At 69.9% G+C, this 18,925-nt stretch carries 18 protein-coding genes and 2 pseudogenes; 7 read left to right on the top strand and 13 right to left on the bottom strand.

Features of this window, described 5'->3' with window-relative positions; genetic code table 11:
• Positions 1 to 2: 2 nt before the first annotated feature.
• Positions 3 to 728, bottom strand: coding sequence for a DUF4232 domain-containing protein (locus ACFY5C_RS40285; protein ID WP_389454976.1), 726 nt, complete (start codon positions 726 to 728; stop codon positions 3 to 5).
• Between the two features lie 215 nt (positions 729 to 943).
• On the opposite strand from ACFY5C_RS40285, the gene ACFY5C_RS40280 reads away from it, so the two are divergent.
• Together ACFY5C_RS40280 and ACFY5C_RS40275 are read left to right on the top strand one after the other, a co-directional pair.
• Positions 944 to 2,341: a helix-turn-helix domain-containing protein gene (locus ACFY5C_RS40280; RefSeq protein ID WP_389454974.1), complete on the top strand. Its 1,398-nt coding sequence runs from the start codon at positions 944 to 946 to the stop codon at positions 2,339 to 2,341.
• A gap of 22 nt (positions 2,342 to 2,363) precedes the next feature.
• Positions 2,364 to 3,183 (top strand): annotated as a pseudogene (locus tag ACFY5C_RS40275) (transcriptional regulator); the annotation flags it as partial.
• 64 nt (positions 3,184 to 3,247) lie between these two features.
• On the opposite strand, the gene ACFY5C_RS40270 reads toward ACFY5C_RS40275, so the two are convergent.
• Both ACFY5C_RS40270 and abc-f read right to left on the bottom strand, forming a co-directional pair.
• Positions 3,248 to 4,357, bottom strand: coding sequence for a hypothetical protein (locus ACFY5C_RS40270; protein WP_389454972.1), 1,110 nt, complete (start codon positions 4,355 to 4,357; stop codon positions 3,248 to 3,250).
• 129 nt (positions 4,358 to 4,486) lie between these two features.
• Positions 4,487 to 6,145, bottom strand: coding sequence for a ribosomal protection-like ABC-F family protein (abc-f, locus tag ACFY5C_RS40265; protein ID WP_389454970.1), 1,659 nt, complete (start codon positions 6,143 to 6,145; stop codon positions 4,487 to 4,489).
• 182 nt (positions 6,146 to 6,327) lie between these two features.
• Here abc-f and ACFY5C_RS40260 point away from each other — a divergent pair, with 182 nt between their 5' ends.
• On the top strand, positions 6,328 to 7,134 hold the full coding sequence (locus ACFY5C_RS40260) for a GrpB family protein (protein ID WP_389454968.1): 807 nt from the start codon (positions 6,328 to 6,330) through the stop codon (positions 7,132 to 7,134).
• A 28-nt stretch (positions 7,135 to 7,162) separates the two neighbouring features.
• Here the strand turns inward: ACFY5C_RS40260 and ACFY5C_RS40255 are convergent, their stop codons facing one another.
• The 4 genes from ACFY5C_RS40255 to ACFY5C_RS40240 all read right to left on the bottom strand — a co-directional run bounded on the left by ACFY5C_RS40255 (position 7,163) and on the right by ACFY5C_RS40240 (position 11,790).
• Positions 7,163 to 8,533, bottom strand: a complete 1,371-nt coding sequence (locus tag ACFY5C_RS40255) for a GH1 family beta-glucosidase (protein ID WP_389454966.1) — start codon at positions 8,531 to 8,533, stop codon at positions 7,163 to 7,165.
• A 74-nt stretch (positions 8,534 to 8,607) separates the two neighbouring features.
• Positions 8,608 to 9,447 carry a carbohydrate ABC transporter permease gene (locus tag ACFY5C_RS40250; protein ID WP_389455008.1) on the bottom strand — a complete coding sequence of 280 codons (840 nt, stop codon included), beginning with the start codon at positions 9,445 to 9,447 and terminating at the stop codon, positions 8,608 to 8,610.
• A gap of 25 nt (positions 9,448 to 9,472) precedes the next feature.
• Positions 9,473 to 10,468 (bottom strand): carbohydrate ABC transporter permease, encoded by a 996-nt coding sequence (locus ACFY5C_RS40245; protein WP_389454964.1) that lies wholly within the window; start codon positions 10,466 to 10,468, stop codon positions 9,473 to 9,475.
• Between the two features lie 5 nt (positions 10,469 to 10,473).
• The gene (locus ACFY5C_RS40240) at positions 10,474 to 11,790 is read right to left on the bottom strand and encodes an ABC transporter substrate-binding protein (RefSeq protein WP_389454962.1); all 1,317 of its coding nucleotides are present in this window, start codon (positions 11,788 to 11,790) and stop codon (positions 10,474 to 10,476) included.
• Between the two features lie 162 nt (positions 11,791 to 11,952).
• Here ACFY5C_RS40240 and ACFY5C_RS40235 point away from each other — a divergent pair, with 162 nt between their 5' ends.
• Positions 11,953 to 13,221 (top strand): ROK family protein, encoded by a 1,269-nt coding sequence (locus ACFY5C_RS40235; RefSeq protein WP_389454960.1) that lies wholly within the window; start codon positions 11,953 to 11,955, stop codon positions 13,219 to 13,221.
• Positions 13,182 to 13,748: pseudogene (gene cpt, locus ACFY5C_RS40230) on the top strand (chloramphenicol phosphotransferase CPT); the annotation flags it as partial. The gene ACFY5C_RS40235 and the pseudogene cpt, both read left to right, overlap by 40 nt.
• A gap of 51 nt (positions 13,749 to 13,799) precedes the next feature.
• Here cpt and ACFY5C_RS40225 read toward each other — a convergent pair.
• Together ACFY5C_RS40225 and ACFY5C_RS40220 are read right to left on the bottom strand one after the other, a co-directional pair.
• The gene (locus ACFY5C_RS40225; protein WP_389454958.1) at positions 13,800 to 14,192 is read right to left on the bottom strand and encodes a VOC family protein; all 393 of its coding nucleotides are present in this window, start codon (positions 14,190 to 14,192) and stop codon (positions 13,800 to 13,802) included.
• The gene (locus tag ACFY5C_RS40220) at positions 14,189 to 14,491 is read right to left on the bottom strand and encodes an ArsR/SmtB family transcription factor (protein WP_389454956.1); all 303 of its coding nucleotides are present in this window, start codon (positions 14,489 to 14,491) and stop codon (positions 14,189 to 14,191) included. Before ACFY5C_RS40220 ends, ACFY5C_RS40225 begins: the two co-directional genes overlap by 4 nt.
• Before the next feature lie 215 nt (positions 14,492 to 14,706).
• Here ACFY5C_RS40220 and ACFY5C_RS40215 point away from each other — a divergent pair, with 215 nt between their 5' ends.
• Complete coding sequence (locus ACFY5C_RS40215) at positions 14,707 to 15,147, top strand: ATP-binding protein (RefSeq protein ID WP_389454954.1); 441 nt, start codon at positions 14,707 to 14,709, stop codon at positions 15,145 to 15,147.
• 38 nt (positions 15,148 to 15,185) lie between these two features.
• On the opposite strand, the gene ACFY5C_RS40210 is transcribed toward ACFY5C_RS40215, so the two are convergent.
• From ACFY5C_RS40210 to ACFY5C_RS40195, 4 genes are all read right to left on the bottom strand, one after another.
• On the bottom strand, positions 15,186 to 15,617 hold the full coding sequence (locus ACFY5C_RS40210) for an ATP-binding protein (protein ID WP_389454952.1): 432 nt from the start codon (positions 15,615 to 15,617) through the stop codon (positions 15,186 to 15,188).
• Positions 15,618 to 15,786: 169 nt separating this feature from the next.
• Complete coding sequence (locus ACFY5C_RS40205; protein ID WP_389454950.1) at positions 15,787 to 16,158, bottom strand: PRC-barrel domain containing protein; 372 nt, start codon at positions 16,156 to 16,158, stop codon at positions 15,787 to 15,789.
• Between the two features lie 49 nt (positions 16,159 to 16,207).
• Positions 16,208 to 16,501: a DUF5133 domain-containing protein gene (locus ACFY5C_RS40200; RefSeq protein WP_389454948.1), complete on the bottom strand. Its 294-nt coding sequence runs from the start codon at positions 16,499 to 16,501 to the stop codon at positions 16,208 to 16,210.
• 185 nt (positions 16,502 to 16,686) lie between these two features.
• Positions 16,687 to 17,520: a SigB/SigF/SigG family RNA polymerase sigma factor gene (locus ACFY5C_RS40195; RefSeq protein WP_389454946.1), complete on the bottom strand. Its 834-nt coding sequence runs from the start codon at positions 17,518 to 17,520 to the stop codon at positions 16,687 to 16,689.
• Between the two features lie 385 nt (positions 17,521 to 17,905).
• Between ACFY5C_RS40195 and ACFY5C_RS40190 the strand changes: the two genes are divergently transcribed.
• Positions 17,906 to 18,775 (top strand): RNA polymerase sigma factor SigF, encoded by an 870-nt coding sequence (locus tag ACFY5C_RS40190; protein ID WP_389454944.1) that lies wholly within the window; start codon positions 17,906 to 17,908, stop codon positions 18,773 to 18,775.
• The last annotated feature ends 150 nt before the right edge of the window (positions 18,776 to 18,925 follow it).

The following is an 18,925-nucleotide window of genomic DNA, read 5'->3' as shown; positions in this document are numbered from 1 at the left end:
TGTCAGTTGAGGGCCGTCTCCACGTCCGCCTGCCAGTACGTGACGCTCAGGGCGCTGTCGTAGTAGACACCCTTCGCCGGCAGGGACGGGGTTGCCGACGGGCCGCCGGAGCTGTTCGGCGTCCTGCCCTGGAAGGCGACCGTGAGTGCGCGCCCGGTGTCGCCGCCCGTGCCACTGCCGTCGGCCGCGCTGAGCCGGACGCCCGCGTAGCCCGAGGCGCCCGGCTCCAGCGTCGGCACGGCCTGCGGCTTGGTGTCGTCGAACGCCTGCGGCACCCACTGCATCTCGTCGAAGCGGAGCACCGGGTAGTACATGAGGGCACACGGCTTCGAGCCGGTGTTGGTGACGGTGAGCAGCATGTGGTTCAGCGGGCGGGGGACGAGCTGGGCTGTGGTCTCGGTGTTGGAGCCGTTGCAGATGGTCAGGTCCTGTGGGGCGTTCGAGTCGTCGTTCGTGCCGCTGCCGCTGCCGCTGCCGCTGCCGTTCTGTGCGGGCTTGCCCGTTAGTGAAGGCTGGGCCGACTGCTGCCCGGAGCCTGCGCTCTGCCCCGGCTGCTCTGACGACTGTTCCGGCCCGGGCTTCGAGGCGTCCGCTGCCGCGGACGGCGACGTCGTCTTCGAGGCGCCCTCGTCGCGGGTACCGGAGCCGTTCTCGCACGCGGTGAGGGCGAGGGCGGTGGCGGCGGCGCCGATGGCGGCCAGAAGGCGGGCGTGGCGGAAGGTGCGCATGGCTGATTCCTTGTCACTGCAAAGGACTTGAAGGCATCCGCTCGACCGGTTGCCGGGAGCGGCGTGCTTGGATGACCTGAGCTTGTGCGGTGATCCGTTCCGGCCGCCACACCCGGATGGCGATCAGGGACACTGGAACGGCTGCAACGGATTTGACCTGGAGAAACGTCCATTCCCTGGAACGGGGGAACGGGACACGGGGGGATGGAGGAACGGTGTCGGAAGGCACTGCTGCGACCGATTTCGCGGCGTTTCTGAGGCAGTTGAAGGACCGCTCGGGACTCAGCTACGGGGTCCTCGGCAAACGGCTGCACATGAGCACCTCGACGCTGCACCGGTACTGCAACGGGGATGCCGTACCCACCGACTACGCGCCCGTGGAACGGCTGGCACGGCTGTGCAAGGCCTCGCCGGAGGAACTGGTGGAGCTGCATCGGCGGTGGGTGCTGGCGGATGCGTTGCGGGGGAGGAAGGGGGCGGCAGCGGCGACCCCGGACCCTGAGGAGGCCGGGGCGAGCCGTGCGGCCACGGGAAGCCCCGTCGAGGCAGGCGTGAGCCCTCCCGTGCCGGATGCGCCGACCGCCTCCGCCGACGGGGCGGCCGTCGTGCCCGACCCTGTCCGGACCGTGTCCGAGACGACGCCCGGTCACGAGCCCCCTCCGGGTCCCGCCCCCGCCGACGTCGCCGGTTCCCTCCAGCGCACCCACCCGGCCCGCCCTCGCCGCCGTACCGCACTTCTCGCCGGTGTCGCGGTGGCCGCCGTCCTCGGGGCCGCCGCGCTCGCCATGAATCTGCCGACGGACGGGGGCCGGGGCGTCGACGACAGGTCAGGCAGCGTCGGAGCCGCCGCCTCGAAGGACGTCACCGCTCCACCGGCCAAGGCCTCGCCGCAGTCGTCGCCGTCCGACTCGCGGAGCGCCGAGCCCGGCGGGACGAACTCCCCGTCGCGCTCCGCAACCCCGACGAAGAACGGGCCCAACGGCGGCGCGGACGCCGGTGACAGGACCGACGCCATGCCACCGCTGACCGTGAACGTCCGCCCGTACAGCTGGGAACACCCCTGCTACCAGCACTACTTGATCGACCGGCCCGCGACCGATGTCGGCCCGCCCCCGGTCGAGCAGGACGCGCCGGCCTGGGTCGGGTCGTACAAGGCGGTGTCGGCCGGGGAGCAACTGGTGACGCTGACCGTTCAGGGCACCGGCGAGGAGACGGTGGTGATCGAGAGCCTCGAGGTCCGCGTGGTCAGCAAGGACACACCGCTGGCCTGGAACGACTACGTGATGGGCGTCGGGTGCGGCGGCAACGTGCCGACACGTCCCTTCACCGTCGCCCTCGACGCCGCACGGCCGGACGTCGTGGCCGGCGCCGGGCAGCGCGACTTCTCCTTCAAGGTGAGCGAGTCGGACCCTGAGGTCTTCGAAATCACCGCCGACGCCTCCGCGTACGACGTGACCTGGTATCTGGAGCTGACCTGGTCCAGCGGGGGCCGGAAGGGCACGCTGCTCGTCGACGACAACGGCAGGCCGTTCCGGACGAGCGGCAACAACGGCCGACCGGCCTATGAGTTCCCGCTCGGCGGCGACAAGTGGCTGAGGTCGACGGGGGGATAGGGGCCCCACGGATTCCCGGCGGCCTGCATCAGGGGCGTTGCTGGACGAGACCCGCAAGGGCGGCCGGTACGACGTCGTCGCCCACCCGTGGCTCCCCCGACATCCTGCGCAAGCAGTCGGCTCGCGGCGCCGACCAGATCTGGGAGGCCCGCCCCAAGCGGTCACGCGCCGAACTGCCGCCCGGCGAGCACGAGATCACCGCGCTCGACATCAACGGCACCTACCTGTCCGCCCTCAAGACGCATCTGCCGATCGGCCAGCTGGAGCACTCCACCGGCGACCACCACGACCGCCACCGCGCCGGCGTGCATCTGACCACCCCGCCCGACTGGGAGCACGACGCCTACCTGACCAACCCGATCGGCAACCGGGACGAGCCGGGCCCGCTGTGGGTGACCTGGACCTCCGGGGCCACGGAAGGCCTGCTGGAGAAGTTCCGCGTCGCGCTGAAGGAGGCCCGGGAGCGGGCGATCGCCGAGGACGACGAGGTGACGTCGGAGTACGTCAAGGCGATGTACTCGAAGTTCGTCTCGACGACGGGGGAGTCGAACTACAACCGGGAGCTGTACCGCACCGACTGGATGCACCTGATCCGCTCGCAGGCCTTCGTGAACCTGTGGTGGAAGGCCCACCGGGCCTACGACGAGGGCCTGATGGTCGTCCGAGCGATCGGTACCGACGAGTTGCACGTGATCGGTGACTGGCGCGCGGTGTTCCCCGAGGGCCGTGCGGTGACCGAGGTGAAGGTCAAGGACGCCCATACCGTCGGAGCACTCGGACACGTCGGAGCAGCCGGAGGCGTCGGAGGTGTCGGCGCCGCCGGAGCCGAAAGCGTCGAGTGAGCCGGGCTCGCCCATCGGCTCGGCCTTGGGCGGCCCGACCCTCACCCTGTGCCCCCGATCCGCCTCAGGCTTCGAGGCGTTCCGTGTACACCTCGGTCGGTGGAAACGGGGTCGGACTCGTCATGCCCACCGACCAGAATCCGGTGGTGCCGGGGATGGACGTCACGGCATTGAGATACGGCGCCGGCGCCGCGCCGGCCGGGCCCCGGACGAGGGTCCAGGTGCCTCCGTCCCGGCGTAGGTACGTACTGCGGCTCTGGTCCTGGAAGTTCCAGCCCGAGATCCACGCGGCGCGGCCCTGCGCATCACCCGCGATTCCGGTCAACGAGCCGGCTACGAAGCCCGCCTCCACCCGCGTCCAGGCGGTGCCGTCCCAGTGGCTCAGGGACGGGTTGCCCGGCCGGCCGGGCGGGCCGCCGACGCCGAACTCGGTGCCCACCGCCCAGACGTCGTCCGGACCGGCCGGATGAAGATCGGCGATGCTCAGGCGCAGGCCCGGGACCGGCGGCAGTACCGTCCACCTCCCGTCCCAGCGGGCCACGAGCCCGGACCATCCGCCGCCGTTCGACTGGTCGCCGCTCACCCAGACCTCGCCGGACGAGTGCAGGACCACCCGGTACAGATTCACACTCGCCACGGGCAGCGGGTCCAGCCATCGCCAGCGTTGCCCGTCCCGGTGCAGCAGACCGGCGGCGCCGCCCCGGCTGCCGCAGATCCACACCTGCCGGTCCGGTCCGACCGCCACCGCGTTCAACCGGACGTCCGCCTCTCCCTGGCCCGGGAACGTGGCCTCGCGCCAGGTGGTGCCGTCCCAGCGCAGCAGCGCGCTGCCGGTGCCGACGGGCAGGCCGACACTCCAGGCCGCGGTCGCGCAGACACCGGCGACATCACTCAGGCGCGTGTGGCTCAGGTGCGACAGATCGGTCTTCGTCCACGCGCTGCCGTTCCACAGCATGGCCAGCGCTCGCCCCTGCGGCGGCCCGCCGCGGCCCTCCTCGCCCACGGCCCAGGCCAGTTGAGGTCCGACCGCGGCGACACGCCGCAGCTGCGCGGCCGGAGCGCTGCCGGGCGCCGGCACGGCCTGCCAGCCCTGCGAGCGGCGCGCCGGCCCGTCGGCCAGGGCCTGGCCGGGGCCGAGCGCGATCCCCGAGAGCGTGCCGATCGCCCCTGCCACAAATCGCCTTCGTCTCACCGCGGTGTCCCTCCAAGCCGATGGGCGGATAGTGCGGATCGGAGGGACCACCGTGAACCGTCGAACCCAGGAGGTCTAGATACGCACATGACAAAGCCCGCGGGGTCGGGTTCAGTACCTGCGGCCGGCGCGCAGCGCCAACTGCTCCCCGGAACCGGGCGCAGTGAACCGCTCGCGGAAGCCGCGGTCGTGCGAGACGGCGACCACCGCTCCCGGGTACGCCGCCAGCGCCGCCTCCAGGTCCTCGATCAGGTCGAGCGCGATGTGGTTCGTCGGCTCGTCGAGTACGAGCAGGTCCGCGGGCCGGGTCACCAGGGTCGCGATCTGGAGTCGCCGTTGCTGTCCCGCCGACAGCGCGGCCACCGGGACGTGCAGGTCGTCCTCACGGAACAGGCCGAGCGCCAGGAGCTGTTCGGCGTACTCCTCCGGCGGCCCGGGCCGTCCGGCCGCGAAGGCGGCGAGCAGCGGGAGCCGTGTCGAGCGCGGGGGCAGCTCCTGCGCGAGGTACCCGATCCGTGTCGGGCGGCGTACCGCGCCGGCGTCCGGCTCCAAGTCGCCCGCCAGGAGGCGCAGCAGTGTCGTCTTGCCCGCTCCGTTCTCGCCGGTGACGAGCAGTCGCTGCCCGGGCGCGATCGCCAGGGTCCCGTCCAGGCTCAGCCGCTCGCCGACCACCACGTCGTCGAGTTCGGCGAGGGGGTGCCCGACAGGATGCTCGCCGCCTGCCGCCGACAGCGCTGCCGTGAACCGCAGCGGTTCCGGGGGCACCGCGACCGGGTTGCGCCGCAGGTGCTCCAGCCGCTCCCGGGCCGCACGGACCCGCCCGCCGAGTTTCGCCTCGTGCGAGCGGCGGTGCTTGCCGAAGCCCTGGCGGGGATCCTTGCCGGTGCCGGCCAGCCGCTGGCCGGCGGCCTCGACCAGCTCCTCGGTACGGGCCACTTCCTCCACCCAGCCCGCGTACTCCTGTTCCGCGCGACGGCGGGCGGCGGCCTTCGCGGTGCGGTAACCGGTCCAGCCGTCGCCGTACCGGCGCACGGTGTGCGCATCCCGGTCGACCTCGAGGATCGTGGTGGCGATGCGTTCGAGGAAGCCGCGGTCGTGGGTGACCGCGACGACGGTGCCCCGGTGGGCGCGCAGGTGCTCCTCGAGCCAGCGCACGGCCGTCGCGTCCAGGTGGTTCGTCGGCTCGTCCAGGAGCAGCAACTCGGGCGCGGCGGCCAGTACGCAGGCGAGTGCGAGCCGTGACTGCTCGCCGCCGGAGAGCGAGCCGAGCACGCGGTCGCGGGTGATCGCGGCGATCCCGAGGCCGTGCACGGCGGCGTCGACGCGGGCGTCCGCCTCGTATCCGCCGCGTTCCTCGTACGCGATCAGCAGCTCGCCGTACGCGGCGAGTTCGTCCGGCGACGCCTCGCCGAGGCTCTCCTCCGCCTCGCGCAGCCGGCGCTCCATGTCACGCAGGTCGGTCAGGGCGAGGTCGACGGCGTCCTGCACAGTGCAGTCCGGGTCCAGTTCGAGGGTCTGGGTGAGGTGGCCGATGCCACCGGGGAAACTGACGGTGATCTCCCCGGCGTCCGGCACCTCGGCTTCGGCCAGCAGCCGCAGCAGGGTGGACTTGCCGGAGCCGTTCTCGCCGATGACGGCGGTCTTCTCGCCGGGACGGACGGTGAAGGAGACCTGGTCGAGGACGGTGCGGGTGCCGTAGGACTTGGTGATGTCCTTGACGGACAGCTGTGCCACGGCAGTGGAGGCAGCGGTGTGGGCGCGTTCGCGCATGTGACTTTCCCTGGGAATGCGAAGTGTCTACGGGCAGCAGAAACGGCGGCATCGGCCGTGCCCGGACTCAGAGAAAGAAGAAGAAGCGCATGCGTCCACTGTAGCAAGACGATGCGTATCGTCTCAACTGTTTCGGTGTGGTGGTCGGGCAGGGGTGACACCGGCGCCGATAGCGTGGTGGTGTGGCTGACCTCGACGAACCGATACACGTCGTCGCTCCTGATCCGGCCTGGGGAGACCAGGGCCGGATGCTGGTCCAGGACATCTCGGCAGCTCTGCGGGGACTGTCCGTGGATGTGGCGCACATCGGTTCCACTGCCGTTCCAGGCCTTGAGGCCAAGCCCGTCATCGACGTTCAGATCGGTTGCCCGGCCGGCGAAATCGAGGTCGCTGTCGCCCGTATCGAGCGGCTGGGCTTTGAGTGCCTGGGGGAGGCCGGCGTCCCCGGTCGGCAGTATCTGCGCCGGCGTTCGGGGTTGCCGGCCAATGCCCATGTGGTCGAGCGGAAGGGGCGATTGTGGGTCGACAACCTCCTCTTCCGGGACTATCTGATCACTCATCCGGACGTGATGTCCCGATATGCAGCCGCGAAGCGGGAGGCCGCTCGCCGGGCGCCGACTCTGCTGGCGTACTCGGATCTCAAGGCGCAGATCGTGGCGGAGATCATGAGGGCGGCGCGAGGTGCGGCAGCTTCCGGGGAGGCCGGAGCTGTCCGCCGGAGAGATGCTCGGCGCCCCGGAGAGATGCTCGGCGCCCCGGAGAGATGCTCGGCGCCCCGGACGACGGCCGGGACGCCGAGCCACAGCGGCAGACCGGCGACGTCCCCGTCCGCCACCCCCGGGGTCGATGGCCACACCGATGAGCACCGGCACGAGGGCCTCGCCCGTCTGATGGCCCATGCCCAGCAAGCCCACCGACGACGACATCGCGGCGCCGTTCTCGCACCGCCCGCCACAGGACGGTCCGTCCCGGCAGGTCCGCCTTTCTGATGCACCCCTCCGGAGCGGATTCGCCGTGCTAGGCGGCGTTGCGTCCCCTCTCCGCATGTGCCCGGATGATGTCCGCGTACCGGTGGCCGCTGCCCTTGATGGTGCGGGCCTGGGTGCGGTAGTCGACATGGACCAGACCGAAGCGCTTGTCGTAGCCGTACGCCCACTCGAAGTTGTCCAGCAGGGACCAGGCGAAGTAGCCGGCCAGCGGGGCGCCCTTGCGGGCGGCGGACGCGCACGCGGCGAGGTGGCCGGTCAGGTACTCCTGGCGCTCCGGGTCGTTCACCGTCCCGTCGGGGCGTACGACGTCGGGGTAGGCGGAGCCGTTCTCCGTGACGTACAGCTTGCGGGCGCCGTAGTCCTGCGCCAGCCGGAGCAGGAGCCGTTCGATGCCGGACGCGTCGATCTCCCAGTCCATGCCCGTGCGCGGTACGCCGGGGCGGCGGATCGTGCGGACGTGCGGGGCCGGTCCGGTGGGGTCGTCGGCGACGGTGGAGGAGAAGTAGTAGTTGAGGCCCAGCCAGTCCAGAGGCTGCGCGATGGTCTCCAAGTCGCCCGGCTGTTCCGGGAGTTCGACGCCGGCTGCGGCGGCGTAGACCTCGCGCATGTCCTTGGGGAAGCCGCGGCCGTGGACCGGGTCCAGCCACCAGCGGTTGGTGTGCCCGTCCTGGCGCCGGGCCGCCGCGACGTCCTCGGGGCGCTCGGTGGCGGCCTCGACGGCGGACAGGTTGTTGACGATGCCGACCTGCGCGCCCGGTGCCGCCGCCCGGATCGCCTGCGCTGCCAGGCCGTGGCCGAGGAGGAGGTGGTAGGAGGCGTGGACGGCCGCCGTGAGGTCGGTCAGGCCCGGCGCCATCTTGCCTTCCAGGTGCCCGATCCAGGCGGAGCACAGGGGCTCGTTGAGCGTGGTCCAGTGCTGGACACGGTCGCCGAGTCGCTCGGCGACGACCGCCGCGTACGAGCCGAAGTGCCGGGCGGTGTCGCGGAGCGGCCAGCCACCCCGGTCCTGGAGGGCCTGCGGCAGGTCCCAGTGGTAGAGGGTGACGGACGGAGTGATGCCCGCCTCCAGCAGGCCGTCGATCAACGCGTCGTAGAAGTCGAGGCCCTTGGCGTTGACCGGTCCGTCGCCGCCAGGCATGACACGCGGCCAGGCGATCGACAACCGGTAGGCGTTGGTGCCGAGTTGGCGCATCAGCGCGATGTCCTCGCGCCAGCGGTGGTAGTGGTCGCAGGCGATGTCGCCGTGGTCGTCGTTGTCGATCTTGCCGGGAGTGTGCGAGAACGTGTCCCAGATCGAGGGTGAGCGGCCGTCCTCGGCGACGGCACCCTCGATCTGGTAGGCCGACGTGGCCGTGCCCCACAGGAAGTCCTCGGGGAGTGCGGCAAGGTCGATGGTCACGGAGTTCCCTTCAAAGACAGCGGAGCCGGAGGCAGCGGAGCCGGAGGCAGGGGAGTCGGAGACAGCAGCGTCGGTCACTTGACGGCTCCCGCCGTCAGCCCGGTGACGAGATAGCGCTGCAGAAGCAGGAACCCGGCGACCACGGGCACGCTGACGACCAGCGAGGCGGCCATGATCTGGTTCCAGTACACGTTGTTGAGCGTGGAGTAGCCCTGGAGGCCGACGGCGAGGGTGCGGGTGGTGTCGTTGGTCATCACCGAGGCGAACAGCACTTCGCCCCAGGCGGTCATGAAGGCGTAGACGGCGACCGCGACGATGCCCGGGATCGCCGCCGGCACGACGACCCGGAACAGCGCCCCGAGCGGCCCGCAGCCGTCGACCATCGCCGCCTCGTCCAGGTCGCGCGGCACCGAGTCGAGGTACCCGATCAGCATCCAGATCGAGAACGGCAGCGAGAAGGTCAGATACGTCAGGATCAGACCGCCGCGCGAGCCGAACAGCGCGATGCCGGTGGCGTTGCCGATGTTGACGTAGATCAGGAACAGCGGCAGCAGGAAGAGGATGCCGGGGAACATCTGCGTGGACAGTACGGTGACCGTGAAGACGCGCTTGCCCCGGAAGTTGTGGCGGCTGACGGCGTAGGCCGCGAACACCGCGATCACCACCGAGCAGACGGTCGCCGCGCCCGCCACGATCAGCGAGTTCACGAAGTACCGGGCCAGCGGGATGGTCGACCAGATGTCGATGTACGGCCGGATCGTCAGCTCGCTCGGCAGCCAGCGGAACTCCCCGGAGACGTCGGCGAGTGGCTTCAGCGAGCTGGAGACCATGACGTAGACCGGCACCAGGACGAAACCGGCGAGCAGGGTGAGGAAGACCCGCCGGGACCAGTAGTAGGACCGCGGCGGAGCCATCGGCGAGCGGGGCGCCCGGGACGTGCTAGACATCGGCCGTCTTCCTTCCTCGGGAGGTCAGCAGGAGGTAGACGCCCGTCACCACGAGCAGGAACAGCAGCAGCAGGACGGACATGGCGGAACCGGTGCCGAAGTTCCAGGTGACGAACGACGCCTGGTAGATGTGGACCGAGATGAGGTCCGCGGCCTGCGGAGCGGTCCTGCCGAACAGGACGAACGGCGTGTTGAAATCGTTGAACGTCCACAGGAACAGCACGAGCACCAGGACCTGGTTGACCGGACGCAGCGAGGGCAGGGTGATCCTGCGGATCTGCTGCCACATGCCGGCCCCGTCGAGGGCTGCGGCCTCGTACTGCTCCTTCGGGATGTTCTGCAGACCGGCCATGACGATGAGGAAGGCGAACGGCCAGCCCTTCCACACCGACACCACGAGCAGCGCGACGAAGCTGTTGTCGCCGATGAGCCAGAAGGACGGCTTGTCGGTGAGGCCCAGTTGGTCGTGCAGGACGTGGTTCACCAGCCCGTTGTCGTGCTGGAACATGAACACCCAGGTGATGACCGCCGCGTACACGGGCAGCGCGTACGGCACCAGGAACAGGGCGCGCAGCAGACCCCGGCCGCGGAAGGTGTCCTGCATGTAGACCGCCGCCGCCGTACCGATCAGCCAGCACAGGCCCACCGACAGCAGGGTGAAGGCGACGGTGACGAAGAACGAGTGCAGCAGCGCCTCGCCCACGGGGGCGTCGAAGTCCACCGACACCGCGTAGTTGGACAATCCCGTCCACGGCGCGGCGCCCCAGTCGCGGATGTAGAACTGCGTGAGCTCCTTGAAGCTCATCACGATGCCGATCACCATCGGCACCAGGTGGACCAGGAGTTCGAGGATCAGGGCCGGCAGAAGCAGCAGATACGGCAGTGCGATACGGCGGATCCGCCCGGGGCGGCGGAAGCGGGGCGTTTGCTCCGCCGGCCCGGACGAGTTCTTGTGCGGGGCCGCCTCTGCGGGAGCAGCGGTCGTCATCGTGCTCACTTCGTCGGCATCTGCTGCTGGGCCTTCTCGAGCGCCGCCTTCACCGAGTCGGTGGTGACCGGACGCCCGGCGGCCGCGTCGGCGAACAGGTCCTTCACGGCCGTACCGACGGCTGTCTCGAACTGGGACTCGTCGGCCACCTGCGGCATCGCCGCGGCGCTCTGGGCGAGGGTGTCCTTCAGGACGGCGTTGGCCCCTGCGTTGAAGGAGGCGTCCGCCTGGGCGCCCTTGACCGGCGGGATCGAGCTGAACGCGGTGTTCAGGACCTTCTGTTCCTCGTCGCTGGTCATGAACTTCACGAACTTCTTGGCGCCGTCGACGTTGTCGGTGTTCTTGAACACGGCGAGGTTGATGCCGGCCACGATGGAGTTGACCTGCTTGTCGGTCCCGGGAGCGCCGGACTGCACCGGAACGGGGGCCACCCCGTAGTCCTCCGCGCTCATGCCCTGGGATTCGAGGTTCGCGGACGCGTTCTGCCACAGCAGCATCGCGGTCTTGCCCTTGGCGAAGTCGCTGACCGACTGGTTCTGGGCGTACTCGGCGTTGCCCGGCGCGATGACCTTGTCCTTGGCCATGAGGTCGACGTACTGCTTGACCGCGTCGACCGCGCCGTCATTGGCGAAGTCGGGCTTGCCGTCGGCGGTGAAGAAGTCGGCACCGTGCTGCTTGGCGAAGACGAAGACGTGGTGGATGTTCTCGGACGGGTTCGAACCCTCGGCGCCCAGGCCCCACTTGCCGTCCCCCGACAGCTTCTTGCCCGCGGCGACGAGGTCGTCCCAGGTGGCCGGCGGCTTGGCTATGCCCGCGTCGGCGAACAGCTTCTTGTTGTAGTAGAGCGCGTACGCCATCGAGTACAGCGGTACGGCGGCCGGGTCCTGGCCCTGCGCGCCGGTCGAGCCGAGCGCGGAGTCGACGAAGCGGTCCCTGCCGCCGATCGCGGTGAAGTTCTTCTCGTCCCAGGGCAGCAGTGCGCCGGTGGCCTGCAGGGAGGCGCTCCAGGTGTTGCCGATGTTGAGGACGTCGGGGCCCTGGCCGGAGGTGGTGGCGGTGAGGATCCGGTTCAGCAGGTCCGACCAGGGGATGACCTCCAGCTTCACCTCGATCCCGGTCTGCTTCTCGAACTTGTCGAGCTCGGGCTGGAGGACCTTCTTGTCGACCTCGATGCTGGCGCCCTGGTTGGAGGCCCAGTAGGTGAGCGTCTTCGGTGAGTCGTTGGACCCGCCGCCCGTCGACGAGCCGCCACCGCAGGCGGTCACGGCGGTCAGCAGGGAAACGGTGACGGCACCGACGGCCGCGGCTCGGATTCTGCGCATGGCTCAGGGGTCCCTTTCCGGAGGGATACCCAACGCGAGCGTTCACTTCCCGAACGCCGCTCATGGGTTAATTTAGAGCGTGATTTAAGACCCGAAGGAAGGGCGCGTCAAGAGACTGCGCGGCGGTATGTTGCTGTTCGGGCGGCGTCGGAAGGGACCCACATGGCAGGGCGGAACGGCAGGACAGTGCGTGACCTGCGACGGGGCAATCGCGCCGTCGTACTGCAACGGTTGTATTTCGACGGGCCGTTGAGCCGCTTCGAACTGGCCCCGGCCACCGGTCTGAGTGGCGGTTCCATCAGCAACGTGGTCGCGGAACTCGTCGCCGACGGCCTCGTCGAGGAGGCCGGAACCGTCGAGTCCGACGGCGGCCGCCCCCGCACCCTGCTGCGCGTCGCCCCGGCCGGCGGCCACATGATCGGTGTCGACGTCGGCGAGACCCGCGTACGCGTCGAGCTCTTCGACCTCACCCTCACCGAACTCGCCCGCACCGAACGGCCGCTGGAGCGCCAGGGCTACGACGTCGAGGTCATCGTCGGCCACATCCGCGACGGCATCACCGAGGTCCTCGCCGGGACGGACATCGCCCCCGAACAGCTCCTGGGCGTGGGCATCGGCGTCCCCGGCATCGTGGCCCGCACCCCTGACCAGGGCGCCGTGGTCCACGGCCAGACGATCGGCTGGGACGCCGTACCGCTCGAATCCCTGCTCCGCTCCACGTGCGAACTTCCCGCCCGCGTCCCGTACTTCATCGACAACGGTGCCCGGACCCTCGGCCACGCCGAGATGTGGTTCGGTGCCGGCCGCGGCGCCCGCAACGCGGTGGTCGTCCTGTTCGGCTCCGGCGTCGGCGCCTGCCTCGTCACGCAGGAGGTGGAGCAGGGCCGGTCCGTCGAGTGGGGGCATCTGACCGTACGGGTCAGGGGGCGCCGCTGCCGTTGCGGGGCCCTGGGCTGTCTGGACGCCTACGTGGGCGCGGAGGCGCTCCTCGACCGCTGGCGCGAGGAGGGAGGCCACCCGCCGCAGGGCACCGACGAGGAGACCGCACTGACGGCGATGCTGGCCGCGGCGCACCCCGCCGACGGCACCGGCGCCGACCCGGCCGCCCTCGCCCTCCTCGACGAGGCCGCCGAGTACCTGGGCGCCGGCCTGTCCGACCTGATCAACCTCTTCCAGCCCGAACGCATCCTCATCGGCGGCTGGGCGGCACTCCAGCTCGGCCCCCGCATCCTGCCCGCCGTGCGCCGCTACGCCACCGCCTACGCCCTGCGCCATCCGGCCGAGCGGGTCTCCATCGACCTCGGAGGCCTCGGCCCGGACGCGGTCACGGTCGGCGCGGCGATTCTGCCGCTCGCGGAGTTCTTCGCCGGGGGCGGGCAACGGGAAACTCCATGGAGGCAGGGTGGGAGGCACCCTGGTGTGGCGCGGTGACTACTCAGGTGATCGTGCTGAACGGCCGTTCCAGCTCGGGGAAGTCGGGGATCGTACGGTGTCTGCAGGCCGTACTGCCCGATCCGTGGCTGGCGTTCGGGGTCGACTCGTTCGTCGACGCCCCGCCCGCGAAGATGCCGGGGGCGGGCGAGGGGATCACGTTCGCGCCGGACGGCGGGGTGAGCGTCGGCGCGGACTTCAGGGCGTTGGACGAGGCCTGGAACGAGGGGGTCGCCGCGTTGGCACGCGCGGGTGCCAGGGTCCTCGTCGACGACGTCTTCCTCGGCGGGGCGGGGTCCCAGCAGCGGTGGCGGAAGGCGCTGGGCGGCCTGTCGGTGCTGTGGGTCGGTGTCAGGTGGGACAGCGCCGTCGCCGCGGGCCGTGAGGTCGCACGCGGAGACCGGGTCCAGGGGATGGCCGCGCTGCAGGCGGACGTGGTTCACGAAGGGGTCAGCCATGACCTGGAGGTGGACACGACGCACACAGAGTCGCTGGTGTGCGCGCGAACGATTGCCGCGCGGGTCGGCTGGCGGAGGTCAACCCTCCGGCGTCGGTCGATGCCCTGCGCGGTCGTCCGCCTACTGCGGCTCCGTGGCGATCTGGATCAGGTTGCCGCAGGTGTCGTCGAGGACCGCGGTGGTGACGGGGCCCATGTCCAGGGGCTCCTGGGTGAAGCGGACGCCGAGCTTGCTCAGGCGGTCGTACTCCGCCCGGACGTCGTCGACGACGAACTGGGCGAGGGGGATGCCGTCCTGGACGAGGCTGTCGCGGTAGGTCTTCACGGCCGGATGGCCGGCGGGCTCCAGCAGGAGTTCGGTGCCGCCGGGCTCGTCGGGGGAGACGACGGTCAGCCAGCGGTCCTTCTCGCCCACCGGGACGTCGTGCTTCTTCACGAAGCCGAGGATCTCGGTGTAGAAGTGCTCGGCCTTGGCCTGGTCGTCGACGAAGACGCTGGTCAGGTGGATCTTCATGGGGTGTTCTCCTCGGGTCCGGATGGGTCGGGCACGAGCCATCGCTCGGTGATCTGCCGCAGCGGGGCCGTGTTCAGGTCGTGGAACTTGTAGCGGCCCTCCCGCCTGGTCTCGACGAGTCCGGCGGCCTCCAGCACCGCCAGGTGCTGGGAGACCCCCTGACGCGAGATGCCGAGCTGATGCTTCATGCTCAGCCGCCCGCAGATCTCGAACAGTGTCTGCCCGGACTTCTCCGTGAGCTCGTCGAGAATCGTGCGGCGGGTGGGATCGGCCAAGGCTTTGAAGAGGTCGTCGGCCACACCCTCAGCATAGGCAAGTCGCCGCTTGCCTATCAAGTCGGGACGGGCGGCATTCCGAGCCGGCGCAGCAGGCCCTGTGGCCTCCCTCTTCCGCGATGTCCCCTCGGCTCCTACCGTTCCGTACGCGTAGCCGCGCTCAGCCTGGGAACCAGCAGCGGTGAGAAAGCTGCACGGCAAAGTCACGCGGCCGACGACAGCGGGCCGAAGAAGGTGTGATGGCGACCGAATCGCGCGGAGGCGGGAAGAAACCGTCGTCCGAAGAGATCAAGGACTGGGAGGCAAGGTTTGACGGGGGATTTGGTGATGTGACTAAAGCCCGCCTCAGCGCGGAGCAGTTCCTGACCACGCTAGCGCGGTCGGCCCCGCCGACGACGCCCGAGTACCGGGACGACATCCTGCTCGTCGTCAGCGAGCTGGCGGCCAATGCGATCCAGTACGCACCGGGGCCGCTGCGGCTGATGATGCGCAGGACGTTCGACGGTGTGCATGTGACGTTCAGCGACACGAGCACCACGCCACCGGAGCCGCGTCCGTTCCACCCCGGCAACGGCACCGGCGGCGGCATCGGCTGGTACCTGATCCACACGCTGTGCGACCAGGTGAGCGTGGTGGTGCGGGACGACGGCAAGGACGTGCATGCGTTCCTGCCCTGGTGAGGCGCCCGCCTCGGCGGGCGGACTCTCACCTCAGCCCCTCACGTCAGGGGCACCAGCACGCTGACTGTCTTGCCGCCCTCCCGGCGGCGCTCGATGCGGATCTCGCGGGTCAGGCGGATGATCAGCGGCCACCCGTATCCGCTGCCCGCGTGCACGAGCGGCAGCGTGCCGGGCCCGTAGGCCGCCGAGGGCACGGCGTCGCTGTAGTCGTGCACGCTCAGGCTCACGGCATCGGGCAGCAGGGCGACCTCGAACCCCGCGAGGCCGCCGCCGTGCCGGATCGCGTTGGTGACCAGTTCCGAGACCACCAGCAGGAGATCGGTGACGGCACGCTCACCCGCCGGGTCGGACGGTGCGCGCCATCCCTCCGCCACGACCGACCGCACATAGCTCCGCGCCGCCGCCGCGCTGGTGATCGGGACCGGCCTGGCAGGCGCGGTCCCGACGTCCCCGGCCGGACGGCGTTCCATCGGCTTCACGGCTGCTCGTGCGCTGCCCGCGGAATGCTCGTCACTCCCTGAGCATCGCAGGCGCGCACCAAGAAGACTGCGGCTCCCGTCACTTCACCATTCCTCGCACGTCGTAGTCTCCGCTCCTCGTCGTCCGACCGTGTTCTTGTCCCGTGTTCTTGTCGCTCTGCTACCCGGACTCGTCCGAATCATGGGGCAAAGTGGCGTAGTACGCACCGACGGCGGACAGGTACTCGGGATCGAGCGTCTCGCGGTCCGTCTTGAAACGGGGAGCTGCCTTGGCCTCCTCACGGGTGCATCCCACGGTGACCAGCCGGGCCGCCATGTCGATGCCGGTGACCATCCCCGCGGGGATCAGCAGACTCCTGCCGAAGACCCATACGCCCGTGTCGACGATCAGGTGGCGCAGGGGAGTGTCGTCGGCCTGGCGGTCCACATGGCCGACGACACCGTCGGCCGCCGCGACCTTGAACCCCGTGAGCGTCCGTCCCTCCTGGTGACCGCTCCCGGGACGGTACGACCAGACTCTGTCGGTGCTCACATCGCTTCCCTCTCCTTTGCTGCTCCGGACCGTGTCCCACTGGGGCATCTCAGCCGACCACCGCCGGCCCCTGCGCCGCCGAAGGCTTGTCCAGGCCCGTCGTGATCACGCGTCGCTCCACCTGCACCGCGACGGGGTCGTGCGCGGTGGCGAGCATACGGCGGGCCGCCTCCAGGGCCTGTCCCACCTCTCGGGTACCGGTCGACACGCACAGCGTGTAGGCCAGGTCCTGCACGCGCAGGTCACGCCGACCGGTGTCGGCCTCGAGATCGCTGTCGTGGGCCGACAGCGCCTCGTACTCCTCGACGAGTCTGCGCAGCATCGCCGGATGGGGCATCAGCATGGGTATCCGCTCCTGGACGAAGTGATCGTGGTGCCCGCCGCCGGGCAGGGCGGTCGGGCCTGTAGGAAAAGCAAGGGACGACGGAAGGCCGTCGGAGCCGGGGCAGACCGTGCGTCGCACCCGCGCACGCACGCGCTGTCCGGTCGTGGCGGTCGTGGCGGTCGTGCGGTCGTGGCGGCGTAGCGTTACGGCCGGTTCCCGCGGTCGAGCGCCTCTTCCCGCACCTGTGCGCAGCACCGGCTGATGAGGCGCGAGACATGCATCTGGGAGATCCCCAGCTGCTCGGCGATACGGCTCTGCGTCATGTCCTCGAAGAAGCGCATGTACAAGATGGCGCGTTCGCGCTCGGGCAGCCGCCGCAGCCCCTCCTTCGCCGCCTCCCGGTCGATGACGACGTCGTACGCCTCCTCATTGCCGCCGATCGTGTCGGCGAGGCTGAAGCCGTCGTCGCTGGAGGACATCTCGGCATCGAGGGACAGGGTGCTGAAGCTGTCCAGCGCCTCCAGCCCCGCGTTGACCTCCTCCTCGGTCAGCCCCGCATGGGCCGCGATCTCGGCGACCGAGGGGGTGGAGCCGCCCGAGGTCGTGACGAGGTCGCGGCGCGCGATCCGTACCTTGTTGCGCAGCTCCTGGACGCGACGGGGAACCCTGAGGGCCCACATCCGGTCGCGGAAGTGCCGCTTGATCTCGCCCGTGATGGTGGGCACCGCGTAGCTCTCGAAGGCTCCTCGTCCCGGCTCGAACCGGTCTATCGCCTTCACCAGCCCGAGGGCCGCGACCTGGCGCAGATCCTCCAGCGACTCACCGCGGTTGCGGAAGCGGCCGGCTATGCGGTGGGCCATCGGCAGCCACGCCCGGGCGAGTTCGTCGCGTACGGCGTCGCGCTCGGGCCCTTCGGGCAGAGCGGCCAGCCGGGTGAAGTCGGCCGCGGTGTCGGGGGCGTCGTTGTGGACGCGTCCGCCGGACACGCGGGGACGGGCAGAGATGTCGGAACCGTGTGCGGACGTTTCAACCAGCATGAGGAACAGCTCCCGAACGACGTTCTCAGGGAATCTCTGTGGGAAACGGTGCAAAGGGCACGAAGGCCCTGGAGCGGTCACAGCTGTCGCACCGTGGCGCCTCTGGTCCGAAGCACGAAAAACCGCATGCCCCGCAACTCCTCACGCAAACGAGCGGACGTAGAAGGGCCGTCCGATACCTACGCCTGCCTACGCCCGCGGGTGCGGGAGTGCCGACGCCGATTCGGCACATCCCGGACGAGATGGCCGGATCGCCCCTTCTCAGGGGCGACTTCACGCCAGAACGCACCTTCGTGCCGCGATCCCCACGACAGAAGAGGAGTGAGACGCGCGATCTCGGGCATGCGGGGAGACGACAACAGGTTCCGGCGATCGGGAGGACAGCATGGCAGCCGTGACGGTGGCGCAGGCAACGGCCACGGCACAGGAGACGGCCACGGCACAGGGGGCGGCGCTGCCGCTGATCGAGGATCCGACGAGGGTGAGCCCTCGGGACGCACGGGAGTTGTCGCGTCAGTTCTTCGACCGACTGGTCATGCTGGAAGAGGGCACGCACGAATACCAGTACGTACGTAACACGCTGATCGAGATGAACCTCTCGCTCGTGCGGTACGCGGCTTCGCGGTTCCGTGCGCGGGGAGACTCGTTGGAGGACGTGGTCCAGGTCGGGACCATCGGGCTGATCAAGGCCATCGACCGCTTCGAGGTCTCCCGGGAGGTCGAGTTCACGACGTTCGCCGTTCCGTACATCGTGGGCGAGATCAAGCGGTTCTTCCGTGACACCAGCTGGGCGGTCCATGTGCCGCGCCGGTTGCAGGAGGCGCGCGCGGAGTTGGCGAAGGCGACCGAGGAACTCAGTTCCCGGCTGGGCCGGATGCCGACCACCCGCGAACTCTCGGAGCTGATGTCCCTCTCCGAGGAAGAGGTGATCGAGGCCCGCAAGGCCTCCAACTGCTACCAGTCCGCCTCCCTCGACGCGGCCGTCTCCGGTGACGCGGAGAGCGGCGAGTCGGTCCTCGCGGACCTCCTCGGCGAGGAGGATCCCTCGCTGGAACTCGTCGAGGACTTCCACTCGTTGGCACCCCTGATCGCCGAGCTGGACGAGCGGGAGCGGAGGATCATCCACCTGCGTTTCGTCGAGGAGCTCACCCAGGCGCAGATCGCCGAACAGATCGGCGTCTCCCAGATGCACGTCTCGCGTTTGCTGGCCCGGAGCTTCGCGCGGCTGAGATCCGCAAACAGAATCGATCCCTAACCGGAACGGGTTGACTCGATTCGCGGCCCGGGCTGCGCGAAAACCCCTCACACCCCCTGTTTACGGGGCCAACTCCCCCGTTTTTTGTCGACTTACCGCTACAGCGTGTTGCCGACATGTGACATTCTGCGGGAACGGCGTTTGCCGCAG

The organism is Streptomyces sp. NPDC012935, assembly GCF_042900345.1.
GTDB lineage: Bacteria > Actinomycetota > Actinomycetes > Streptomycetales > Streptomycetaceae > Streptomyces.
Note: the sequence above shows the minus strand (reverse complement) of the source record. Positions and strands in the feature narration are given on the sequence as shown.

Excerpts from the sequence above, each read along its gene's own strand:
- ACFY5C_RS40200 (WP_389454948.1), bottom strand. The coding sequence starts at position 16,501 with ATGCTGATGCCCCATCCGGCGATGCTGCGCAGACTCGTCGAGGAGTAC.
- ACFY5C_RS40240 (WP_389454962.1), bottom strand. The coding sequence starts at position 11,790 with ATGCGCAGAATCCGAGCCGCGGCCGTCGGTGCCGTCACCGTTTCCCTG.
- ACFY5C_RS40190 (WP_389454944.1), top strand. The coding sequence starts at position 17,906 with ATGGCAGCCGTGACGGTGGCGCAGGCAACGGCCACGGCACAGGAGACG.
- ACFY5C_RS40195 (WP_389454946.1), bottom strand. The coding sequence starts at position 17,520 with ATGCTGGTTGAAACGTCCGCACACGGTTCCGACATCTCTGCCCGTCCC.
- ACFY5C_RS40245 (WP_389454964.1), bottom strand. The coding sequence starts at position 10,468 with ATGACGACCGCTGCTCCCGCAGAGGCGGCCCCGCACAAGAACTCGTCC.
- ACFY5C_RS40235 (WP_389454960.1), top strand. The coding sequence starts at position 11,953 with ATGGCAGGGCGGAACGGCAGGACAGTGCGTGACCTGCGACGGGGCAAT.
- ACFY5C_RS40210 (WP_389454952.1), bottom strand. The coding sequence starts at position 15,617 with ATGGAACGCCGTCCGGCCGGGGACGTCGGGACCGCGCCTGCCAGGCCG.
- ACFY5C_RS40250 (WP_389455008.1), bottom strand. The coding sequence starts at position 9,447 with ATGGCTCCGCCGCGGTCCTACTACTGGTCCCGGCGGGTCTTCCTCACC.
- ACFY5C_RS40225 (WP_389454958.1), bottom strand. The coding sequence starts at position 14,192 with ATGAAGATCCACCTGACCAGCGTCTTCGTCGACGACCAGGCCAAGGCC.
- ACFY5C_RS40285 (WP_389454976.1), bottom strand. The coding sequence starts at position 728 with ATGCGCACCTTCCGCCACGCCCGCCTTCTGGCCGCCATCGGCGCCGCC.
- abc-f (WP_389454970.1), bottom strand. The coding sequence starts at position 6,145 with ATGCGCGAACGCGCCCACACCGCTGCCTCCACTGCCGTGGCACAGCTG.
- ACFY5C_RS40215 (WP_389454954.1), top strand. The coding sequence starts at position 14,707 with ATGGCGACCGAATCGCGCGGAGGCGGGAAGAAACCGTCGTCCGAAGAG.